Raw genomic sequence first — 11,264 nt, 5'->3', positions numbered from 1 at the left:
CAGTTCTTGAAACCACATCTGTTTTAATGTCCCATGAATGAGAAATTTCATCCCTAACAAAGATGTAACATCGTTTTATATAATCCAGATTATCTTCAGATTGATTCATCAATTCCCGAACCTTATCCTGAAAAAGAGGATTCATGTAATCAATGCTTGGTGTTTCCATCAAATATTCTTCCATGCCCTTCTCACCCATATTATAATAGATTAAAAGTAAAATTAAATAAAAATATTGTTTTATTAATTTAAAAAACTTTGAAAAATGGATTTTGCCCGTATACTATACAAAATATAATGTACTTATACCTGTTTTCTTACTATAGGCTACATTAAAATTACAAAAAATTTAAAAAATAGTGAAAATAAAAAAATAAAAAGAGATAAAATTATCTTGATGGGATAATAATATCTCTTTCACCAGATGGCATGAATTCCCTTAAAGCTCCTTTAGCGATTTCTTTTCTCACATGTCTGAAATCGAATGTATTATTATCGTCTGCGAAAGCGATTTTAATTAGAGGATTTGTACAGAATGCATCTCCTCTTGCGGCATGAGGCGCTTGGGCAATTCCTGCATATTCTGGTTGGTGACCTACATTCATTGCATAGTTCGGATAGTTAGGCCCTCTTAATTCATGAATTAAACCTTCATCACTTCTAACTGATAAAGAATTGGCCGCACCGGCCTGATCTTGTAAGTCATAACCATAAAATCCAAGTCTGGAATGAGCTTCTTTATGCAAAATCATACTTAAATACCAACCGTTTACACCGGCATTTGAATTTCCTGTAGCAAAAGCCGCAGAACAACCTGCCGCTGCAGATACCACAGATGCCCTTTGTGAACCACCAAAGTGTGTTTCCAAGAGTGTAGGTATCTCATATTGTTCCAATCCATAAAGGGTCACTTCAGTGGAAATGTCACGTACTGTATCCATACTTAATTCTGCCTGACACAATCCATAGTTATCTTCCACATAGTCCATACCATAATAGATAAAGTCATCTAAGATATCATCAGTATATGTTGCACTAGCGTATTGGGTGAATCCCACTCCTCCGGACATGTATGAGCCGAGCCATACTTGATCATATAATGCCGCACCAGCAGCAATAACCTCTAAAGTTATCTCAGCAGGATCATTGGAAATTCTTGAGGTTTGAACAATATCAGCCAATGTACCGAATGCCACACCACCAGGTTCATTAGGACCTCTTGCACGTCTAGCAGGCAAAAATGCTGCCATACCAATAACGTCAGCGTGTTTTGCAGCATATGAAAAGTCTGCAATAGCTGCTTCACCTGCACATAATTTATATGCATTAATGAAACTCATACCAATTTGCATAGCTGACCATCTTGAAACGGTACCTCCGTCACAAGCTCTTACGACAAGTGTAGGAACTTTACTTACCTGGTATGTTTTATTTCCAACGTACTTTTTAAGCATTTCCGCTTGATCTTCCGGAAACTCTTTGTTAATGTCAATTAACACTCTTTTATCCAATTCATCAGCCAAATCATCATTACCTGTGAAGATTTTAGCATAACAATCGTCTACAAGACCAGGATGCACTTCAACCATGTGTTCTTGAACTACTGCTCCTCCTGGAAGTGCGTGGTTAATGTTTTCCATATACTCGTTGATTGTTTCTGGAGTTACTTCAACACCCAATCTTTCTTGCAATACTGAGTGAGCTGTATCCATTCCCACGATAATGGTTCTTTTAATATCATCCACCAATTGTTGGATAGCTGAGTTGTTACAGAAGTGTAAGTCGTCACCTTCAACATAATCCTCAGTGCCTGAGATTTTATATGCCATCAATTGCCTTTGACCTAAAGGCACTCCAATGTCTGGATTATAGAAAGGCATGTTTCTTTCTTTAGCTAGCTTTTCAGCTGCATCGTTGAATTCTCTTTTTCTTTCAGATTGCTTCCATCCATCAAAGCAGTAGAAACTGGTGTGATCACTTTCCTGGTCTTCTCCTTTAAACTTATTATTTAAAGCTTCTAAAAATTTTTTATCTTCCAAAGCCATTTTATTCACCTAATTTCTTTTTCAAATCTTTAGAAAATACTCCTAACCCATATCCGCCTTTGGTACGTGCTGTATGAATATTTTCAACGACATCAAGTGCTTCCTTATCTTGTCTCATACCGACATTATCTTCCCTGTAAATAGTTGTGATTTCCTTCAGATACTCCTCATCCAAAGGTGCACCGACATCAACAGTTTCATCCAATGGACGACCCACTTGGTCTTTAACATAATAAACATGCCCATCTTCCTCATTGAAGATGTATCTTTGAAGACCATCAAACATCAAACCGTTTTCATCCAATCTTAATGAGTGTCCATGCACTGTTGCTCCCCTCATACCTGATCTTGCAGGGTCAAAGATATCAGTTTCAATTAATTCCTTAGAAATTTTTTCTAAATCTTGTTCTCTTATTTCAATAACCTGTCTTCCGGATAATGTACCTGTATCCACTCCCCTATATCTCCACATGTAAGTTCTTGCCCTATCATAAGGCTGTGCCGGAGCATTGTACATTGAATCAGCAAATTGAATATACCTGACCCTAATACCTTCTGCGGCACCAGGAGTAGGTTCTACAATACTTTTAATAATATCCCCATCATCTTCCATTTCAGCTAATGGTGGATGAACTGTTTTATAACTTTCACCAGGATTTCTATGACCTAATATTTTTACAATACCCTCGTCAGAGACTTCCCTTATCTTTTTAAATTTATGCTCTGGGTTCATGTGCTTTCTTCTATTTTCAGCAATTTTTGTTTCACCAGGGCCAAATTGTGCTTCATATGTCATAAATTCACCATAAAATTATTTTATAACTTTTACCGTTTCAGAACTTCGTGCACTAGAATCAACTAAACCAATGTAACGTTTGTCAATGTGATTTTCAAAACTTTCACCATATTTCAAGTAATCGGAAATTGTGCTTTTTATTCGAGTGAATCTTCCAACCAATACGGTAAAATCACATGGAATGTTTTCATCTAAAATATCCTGTAATTTTTCCATGAAATCGTTGAATTTAGTAATATCCACAGTTATAATGATATCTCCAACCATTATTCTTAAATCCACATCATTTCCCTTAACCTGAATTGTTTTTCTGTCCGTATGATTTACTTCATGACCTTTACCCGGACCATAAAATACCTTTTTAGGAAGTGACGGGCCATGTATCAATACCCTCATATTCCCTTCCAATTCATATATTTCATTTAGAATTCTTTCACTGGTGTCTGGTTTTAAAAATCTATTTGGAATGATCTTAATATCAATTACATTAACTTGTTTTGATTCATCCATGAAAAACACCTTAAATTTTATCTTTAATTTCTCCTGCAACCTTGGCCACATTTGGAATTGGGTTTCTGAGATTGTCAATAGTACCATATACAATTCCAATTAATGCAGATGTTCTTTGAACTGAAAACATCTGAGTTCCTGCATCCAAACACATTGCAGCTGATGCACAAGGAATTGCAGTTCCTTTTGCATGTCTTGTTACTACGTGGTTTCCGTGGAAGGTACCCGGTCCCCCACCACCATAAATTGAATGGGAGAAGAAACTAAATCCTACACCTACACCTTCAGTTCTACCATAATCTACCCCTGGAAGGCCTGTCTCATATTCCAACATGTCATTATAATATAATACTGTTGAAGCTACACCTTGAGCAGCTCTTGCAGCCCCTACATTAACAATGACGGCAGCAAGTAAACCTGCAGCAGCATATGCATTCCACAATGCCCAGTCAACAGGCTCATACATATTATATCCAGAAGGCATCTTTTTGGCAACCCTAATGACATTGTCTTCAATGGCCCTTCCGACCAAAGATTGAATTACAGTTCCAACAGTTCCCTTACCATTTTCTTTAACTATGTCAAATACCAAATTATCCGCATTTAATCCCTTATATGCCATTGTCAACAAATGCATTCTTTCAAACGCTCCTGTAGCATCACCAGTTTCAATCATTGCAGTTTGTTCCATGATTGAAGATAATGCTGCGGCATTTAAAGTTTGCTTGTTTGTAATGGCGACAACATGGTTTGCCATAACGTTTCTTAAACCGTATCCTAATCCTTCCAATAACACAGGAGGACCTAAAAGTGCACTGATATTTGCACCAGAAAGGTCAACAGTTCTCGGATATGCCCCCATTACAGCAGTTTTGATTGTTGATGCATCAAACATGTTAACCTCAAAACTGTCAATAATGGCCTGAATGGTTGCAGCACCAGTCTGCATTGTTGAAACAGAATAATCTGCAGCAACATTTAAACGTTCAAATGGCAATTGAACCAATAATTGTTGGCCATCATTGATTTGTTCAACGTTTGTGTCGTCATCCTCATTAACGCGAAGAATCTTTTTAATTTTATCTGCAATTACATCCGCATTTTCAACAATGTCCAAATCCAATTCCCTACCGGGAATGTATGTTGCTTTTCCACCCATTGCGGCATTTTTTAAACCTTTTTCAATACCTGCCAAATTGACTGCACAAGATCTTTTAATATCATAAATCATTTCCTGTATAGCCGAATTCTTAAGTGGACTAATGGATTCCAATGGTACGGATTCCTCAAGGATTTTTCCATCAGGTCCGTACAAATCTAAATTATCATCATAAATTTTCATACTATCCTCCTAAAAAAAATTTAAGAAAATAGAAAACCTTATTCCGGTTTACTAATCAAATCAGTTTTACAACCTAGGTTTCCTTCTTTCATGTGAGGGGTTCTTAAAACAGTGTCGTTGGATTTTTCGATTTCTCTTGCTTCTTGTGCTAATTTAGCAGCACATGCAGCCATTTCATGAGCAGCAGCCACTAATGGGATGAAGTTTTCGAAACCTTTGGTCATGAAACAACCTTTCATGTCCAAATTTGCAACGGCACCTGCCATTTCATATGCAGCAATAGCTTTTGCTTTTGCATATGGGTTTGCAAATCCGCCAGCTTCTGCAGCCTTTTCAGCAGTGACAATGAGTTTAGGCAACTCGATTTCACCAGCTTCTGCCTGTTCGATTACGGAATCAATGTTTTTTTGGACCAATCTTAAAGCACCGGTTTCAGCTAATACTTTTAAGATGTCAGCATTAAATATTGCCATTTCAGTTGGGTCTAACCATTCTCTTTTTGCACCAATCATTGGGTCGGACATGACAATGATGTAACCTAATCCTTGCTCATCCATTTCATCTTTCTTGCCTTTACCCGGTGCGTCACCAACGATAATAGCAGGAATATCTTTTTCAGATAAGATTTCCCTTGCCTTAGCAGGTCCTGGTGCTCCTGGGTTTGGGCTGATGAAGATTGCGAAGTCAGGTTCGAAAGCGTCTATTTTAGGTACGACGTCTTCAACTTGTTCTGGGTTCATTTTTGCTCCAGATCCAAATGTTCTTACATCAATATTTGGTCTGTCAGCTCGTTCATCTAACAATAAGTCAATTACCGGAGAAGTACCGATATTTCCACTTTTAATTATTGCTATTTTTACAACCATAGTATCACATTTTTTTGCTATTATTTTTTCATTAAATAAAAAAATAAACTTGAAACAAATTCACTTGTTAAAATAAATCAGATATACATTCAATACAATTGTAGACAACTAAATATTTCATTAACTTAAAACACTGATGAGTTAAAGGATAAAAAGATGAGTGAATAGTTATTTAAATAACTATTCAAAACTCATATGGCTAGCTATATATTAGCTATAGTTTGATGATCATAATCTAATGAATTACTGTTAAAGTCCTATGAAATTCCGCCGTTGTCCTGGAATTATTTTAATCAACCTCATAATCCATACTTAATTTTATTCGCAAAATTCGAATCCTTTTCATCCAAATAAATTACTTTCATTTAATCGGAACCATTTATGGAAAAAGTTCCGCATTTATCTTATACATAACAGATTTCATTCATATTAGTTAGAGAGCATCATGAATATGTCCGATATCTAAATTTGAATACTTATCCTTTGACAAAATATGAATTGCATCACAAGTTATAGAAATCATATCCATTAAAACATTACATGCAATAAAATATTATTTGATAAACATATTGGCTTATTCATCAAATAACTTAAATTTAAAATTCCGCCGATTAAATTCAGATTAAAATTTTCATTTGATCAGTGTTTATAACTTCAACAAACCAACCAACATCTAAATTTAAAATGGGATTATGGAATTCATATCATCTCTAATCAATCCAATTGCGCATGTAAATTTCCATGACACCCTCCACTATTTAATAACAATCAAATAATTAGATTCCCCAATAAAAATCATCTGATTTTTCATAAACAATCCAATATTTAATAACAATTGGATAATTAGGCATCTAATTAAATAATCTAATTAATCATGGGAGTAATAATCATATAAATGTTACTAAAGTATTAACTTTAATTTTTAAAGCCCATTTTTAAAAACAAGGATTTTAAAGCATTTAAATTTTTTTAAAAGAAATGAAATTATTATATGACAAATTTATTAAATTGAGACTTATTCATTTTAATTAAGTAATATTTTTTAAAAAATAATGAAATTACATTATTAATTACCAAATAAGAAACAAACGAATTTAATAATGTTAAATTATAAAAATCCAATAATAATCCATTTTCAAATTATGAAAGTAACATAAGAATACAATTGGATAATATAAAAAAAATTACAACAATATTAAATTGTAATACTTTTAATAAAATTATTACTACTCTAAAACATAATAAAATATTCAAAAGTAATACTATTTGATGGGAAATGTCAATCATATCAAGAAGTTTTAAAAAAAAACGATTATGAAAAATGCCAAAAAGACCTTTAAAAATGAATATTGGAAAAAACCCTTTTTTATGAATAAAAAACACGGATACTTGCTTAAATTTTAATATAATCAATGTTAATCAAAAATTAATAAGTCCTCAAATCATTAAATTGTTGTTGCCCGTATACTATACAAAATATTTAGTACTTTCAGCTCTCAAATTATACTATACAACTAAGAAGCATATATATTTTTATTACTTTTATTTTACCCTTTATTTCAGACTCTTTCAAAAACTTTGTTGATTTAAAATTTGAGATAAGTTAGTTCTGAAGTATTCTTTTGACCGGTTTGTCTAAGATCAGAGTATATGATTGTTTTATATCAAAAAAATATACTGCAGAAGATAATAGATTTATTAGAGATAGAAAAATGACTCAAAAGAATATACTCATATATTCTTACTCAAAGAAGCTGTACCACATATACGGAAGCGATAAGGTTTTTTCATAATCATGCTGCCGAATGATTTTCAAACGATTTCTAGCCAAGCAATTGGAAAACAAAGAACGTATATTGACCAGAAACTATTTATTCAAAATGAGTATGAAAAATTTCATCTGAAAAATCTTAAGTTTCTAGGAATGATATAAAACAATCATTTATCATATAAAATATCTTCAGTATTAACTATTCATCCTTTTAATAGTCAATAATTGCAAATATCCTTTTGATACTTGAAAATGCAGTTTCAATAGAAACCATTGATGTGCTTAGTTTCTTAATAGGTTTTGTCATTAATTGCCCATACATGATAATCGCCAATAGGGTTCCCAGCTGTATTTCATTAACTGATAAAAGATAAACCCCCGCAATATAGACAGTTATATTACTTACATTTGTTAAAAAGGTTGTAATAGGCTCCATAACATTAGTAACGTTTCTGGATTTTATATAATTATCAATTACAGTTTGATTGATTTTTTTAAACCCTTTTTCATGGAACGAATGACGATTTGACAGCCCTCTTTCAAAATAGCTCATCAATCGGCCCAACTGCTTTTGATGACCATCATAATGAGCTCTAGATTTAACGTCACATATATAAAAGCAGAGGATATAAACCGGCAATATAACCAAATAAACCAGGCCCAATCTAACGTCTGTCATCAAAATAAATACCCCTACAAGGACTATCGATAGGATTTGTGCAAAAATTTCAGAGATACGTGAAGAAACGAACTCCCTGATGTTCATCACATCATTGTTCAATCTGGATAGAATCTGACCCTTTGAATTTTCCTGAATGAACCCTGAACCGATAAGGTCAATCTTGTCAAATAATTTCATTCTTAAATTATATGCAACCTTTTCACCGGTAATTCCCATAATTCTCTTTGGAGTCAACTTAAACAGATACCCTACAGAATATAATGCCAGCAACAAGGCAAGATTGGTGTAGATGGCAACATCGTTAGATGAATTCACGTTAGAACTCAATAAATCAACCGTCTTCTCTGCAACTTTAGGAGCATAAACCATACACAACGTGGATGCCGTAAGTAAAATCATGGATATTATTGTTTTGGCCTTATCGTCTTTCAATATTCTACAAAATTTTTGGATGAGGTCTTTCCTTTCAGCCCATAAGCCCTTATCCTCACAATTAATATCTCCCTCAGCGATTTCTATTTCTTTTGGATAATCATTTGTGTTTTCAGATTTTATGATTTTATCTTCAAGATTCAGAACTTCCTCTAAACGCACGGAAGTGGCATATGCACGTGGCCACCTGTCAATTAGATTTGGAACAAATGTCAAGGTAGAAACAAAGTAGGCAACATATATCAGAATAATAAATGAATCAACAACACTGTCAGTTTCAAAGCCAATTGTATATCCTGAATTAATCATTGCAAATGTAATCAAAACAATAGCATATAAACCCCACAATAATACTGGCCCCAGGTAATATTGACTTAAGATATACTTAACATTTTTATCATAGGAATTCTCACATGCATTTTCAAATTCAACTTCATACTCCTGTTTATTAAATGGAATCCTGCAGGCAATATCAGTAATCTTAGACAGAAACATCAGGTTTAACTTCCCATATGTCTTTTTAGCTCTGAAAAATATTTTAACAATTTGTTTCATTCTAAAAATTACGATTATGGAAAGAACGCCAACAAATGACAGGAAGAATATTGCATAAGTCCCATCAATCAATGCCATTTCATATATAATTGCTACGAGTGTAACTGGAATCAGCATTAATTGTGTGAGTATTATCACTATAAATCCCTGTTCCGAGGACATTCCTCTGGTCGACCGCGTGGTTAGCCCTGAAATTTTAAAGTTAGCAATCTCCTCATCAGGCAAGTTCATTAGAATATGAAATATTTTCTCACGTATAGTACATGCCGCTTTTGAAGCCACTCTTGTTGAGAGAAAAGAGACGATATAAATGGAAATCATCACAAAGGCAGTATACACTAGCATACATAATCCTGATTTGAAAAGCAAGTCTATTTTCTGTTCTTTAACTCCGGTTAAATCCTTGCTGAACAAATCAATTATCTCCATTTGAAAAAATGTCTGAATAATCAGCAATGCGAAAATAATTAATATTGTTTTCCATTGGAATTTTAATGCATCACTCAAAAACTTTTTCATAATAATAATTTAGTTTTTAAATAATATATCTTATTAGTTCACATGCATACAAATGAAAATTACATAATGTAAAATAATTATATTTAAAAAGAATAATCATTAATATTTTCCTTATTTCCTCGAGCATCAAGCCAGACCCATTTATTCGAATATTTTATATACAAAATGTTTAAGGCATGGATCATATAACTTTCATTTACATCATCTGCTCTTGTAAGCAGTTGATAACTGATGGCTGATGAGATTTGATTTGCTCTTAGAAATGCTCTAGAAGGCATAATTTTGTCCACATATTCCCGTTTTATTTTTAAGCACAACACTGGCAGTTTTTGAAACTATATTTGTTCCAATATCCCCGGAATGATGAATTTCATCTCTAACAAAAAGGTAACTTCTTTTGATATAATCCAAATTATCCTCTGATTGATTATTTAATTCCTGAACCTTTTCTTGGGATATGGAAATTCATATAATCAATGCTGGAGTTTCTATCAAATATTCTTCCATTTAATTGCTCACACCATTGTAATTGGTTAAATCTAAAATAAAATAATAATATTGTTTTATAAATCTAAAAAACATCTTAAAAGGGATTTTGCCCGTATACTAACTCTCTTGAATCATTGCTAGAATACCCTTCGCTCCTCGAGTAACCCTCGAAACGGGCAGCCTATCCAATGCTGGGTTTCTTCTAATCATCGACAGCTAAAACTTTCCTCATAAAAGGACCGTAGGCATTGGTCAAAAAATGATACGACAATAAATAATTTATTAAAAATAATATTTAACTATTTCTTAAAAAACTAAAAAAAGAAAAAAATAATGTAAATTTAAACAACCAGGTCGATTTTTTCAGATAATTCCTTGTATCTATTGCGAATTGTAACTTCAGTTACACCAGAAATTTCAGATACTTCCTTTTGGGTTTTTCTCTCACCAAGTAAAAGAGATGCAATATATAACGCTGCTGCTGCAACACCAGTAGGTCCTTTACCTGAACTTAAACCAGACTTAACAGCTTTGTTAATAATTTCAATTGCTTTAGCTTGGACTTCACCAGACAAACCTAATTTGCTGGCAAACCTAGAAATATAATCACTTGGAGATGTTGGCTTTAATTTGATATTCAACTCCCTTGATAAAAATCTATATGTTTTTCCAACTTGTTTTTTGGATACGTTTGAAGCAATTGCAATTTCATCCAATGTACGGGGAATATTGCAACGTCTACAGGCAGCATACAATGCAGAAGCCACAACAACTTCAATACTTCTTCCGCGAATGAGTTTATTTTTAGCAGCACTCCTATAAATAATGGCTGCATCTTCCCTTACGCTTCTTGGAATGCCCAATCTTGATGAATCACGATCAAGTTCACTTAAAGCAAATGCCAAATTTCTCTCTCCAGCACCAGAAACACGCATTCTTTTATTCCACTTACGCAAACGATAAATCTGAGCTTTATTTCTTTCTGGAATCTTATGCCCATGAATATCCTTATCTTTCCAATCGATAGTTGTATTTAAGCCCTTATCTGATATGGTATAAGTTAATGGGGCTCCAGTTCTAGTACGCTTATCTCTTTGTTCATGGTCAAATGCTCTCCATTCAGGACCATGATCAATTAAATTTTCATCTAAAACTAGACCACAGCGAGCACAGCAAACTTCCGCTCTGGAATTATCGACAAATCTCTCTGTAGAATTACAAACCGGACATGCTTTATGTTCCTCATGGCTGAGAATA

The 11,264-nt window shown here is 33.6% G+C and carries 7 protein-coding genes and 1 pseudogene; all 8 read right to left on the bottom strand.

Features of this window, described 5'->3' with window-relative positions; genetic code table 11:
* Positions 1-184: pseudogene (locus E7Z79_RS07840) on the bottom strand (transglutaminase); the annotation flags it as partial.
* A gap of 205 nt (positions 185-389) precedes the next feature.
* Positions 390-2,039, bottom strand: a complete 1,650-nt coding sequence (mcrA, locus tag E7Z79_RS07835; RefSeq protein ID WP_303739407.1) for a coenzyme-B sulfoethylthiotransferase subunit alpha — start codon at positions 2,037-2,039, stop codon at positions 390-392.
* A gap of 7 nt (positions 2,040-2,046) precedes the next feature.
* Positions 2,047-2,841, bottom strand: coding sequence for a coenzyme-B sulfoethylthiotransferase subunit gamma (gene mcrG / locus E7Z79_RS07830; protein WP_303739406.1), 795 nt, complete (start codon positions 2,839-2,841; stop codon positions 2,047-2,049).
* Between the two features lie 15 nt (positions 2,842-2,856).
* Positions 2,857-3,351 carry a methyl-coenzyme M reductase operon protein D gene (gene mcrD / locus E7Z79_RS07825; protein WP_303739405.1) on the bottom strand — a complete coding sequence of 165 codons (495 nt, stop codon included), beginning with the start codon at positions 3,349-3,351 and terminating at the stop codon, positions 2,857-2,859.
* A 10-nt stretch (positions 3,352-3,361) separates the two neighbouring features.
* Positions 3,362-4,693 (bottom strand): coenzyme-B sulfoethylthiotransferase subunit beta, encoded by a 1,332-nt coding sequence (gene mcrB, locus E7Z79_RS07820; protein ID WP_303739404.1) that lies wholly within the window; start codon positions 4,691-4,693, stop codon positions 3,362-3,364.
* A 38-nt stretch (positions 4,694-4,731) separates the two neighbouring features.
* Complete coding sequence (locus E7Z79_RS07815) at positions 4,732-5,559, bottom strand: F420-dependent methylenetetrahydromethanopterin dehydrogenase (protein WP_303739403.1); 828 nt, start codon at positions 5,557-5,559, stop codon at positions 4,732-4,734.
* Positions 5,560-7,541: 1,982 nt separating this feature from the next.
* The gene (locus tag E7Z79_RS07810) at positions 7,542-9,518 is read right to left on the bottom strand and encodes an ABC transporter transmembrane domain-containing protein (RefSeq protein ID WP_303739402.1); all 1,977 of its coding nucleotides are present in this window, start codon (positions 9,516-9,518) and stop codon (positions 7,542-7,544) included.
* 830 nt (positions 9,519-10,348) lie between these two features.
* Positions 10,349-11,263, bottom strand: a complete 915-nt coding sequence (locus tag E7Z79_RS07805; protein WP_303739401.1) for a transcription initiation factor IIB — start codon at positions 11,261-11,263, stop codon at positions 10,349-10,351.
* Position 11,264 lies beyond the last annotated feature (1 nt).

The organism is Methanobrevibacter thaueri (genome assembly GCF_015062905.1).
GTDB classification, from domain to species: Archaea; Methanobacteriota; Methanobacteria; order Methanobacteriales; family Methanobacteriaceae; genus Methanocatella; species Methanocatella thaueri_A.
Note: the sequence above shows the minus strand (reverse complement) of the source record. Positions and strands in the feature narration are given on the sequence as shown.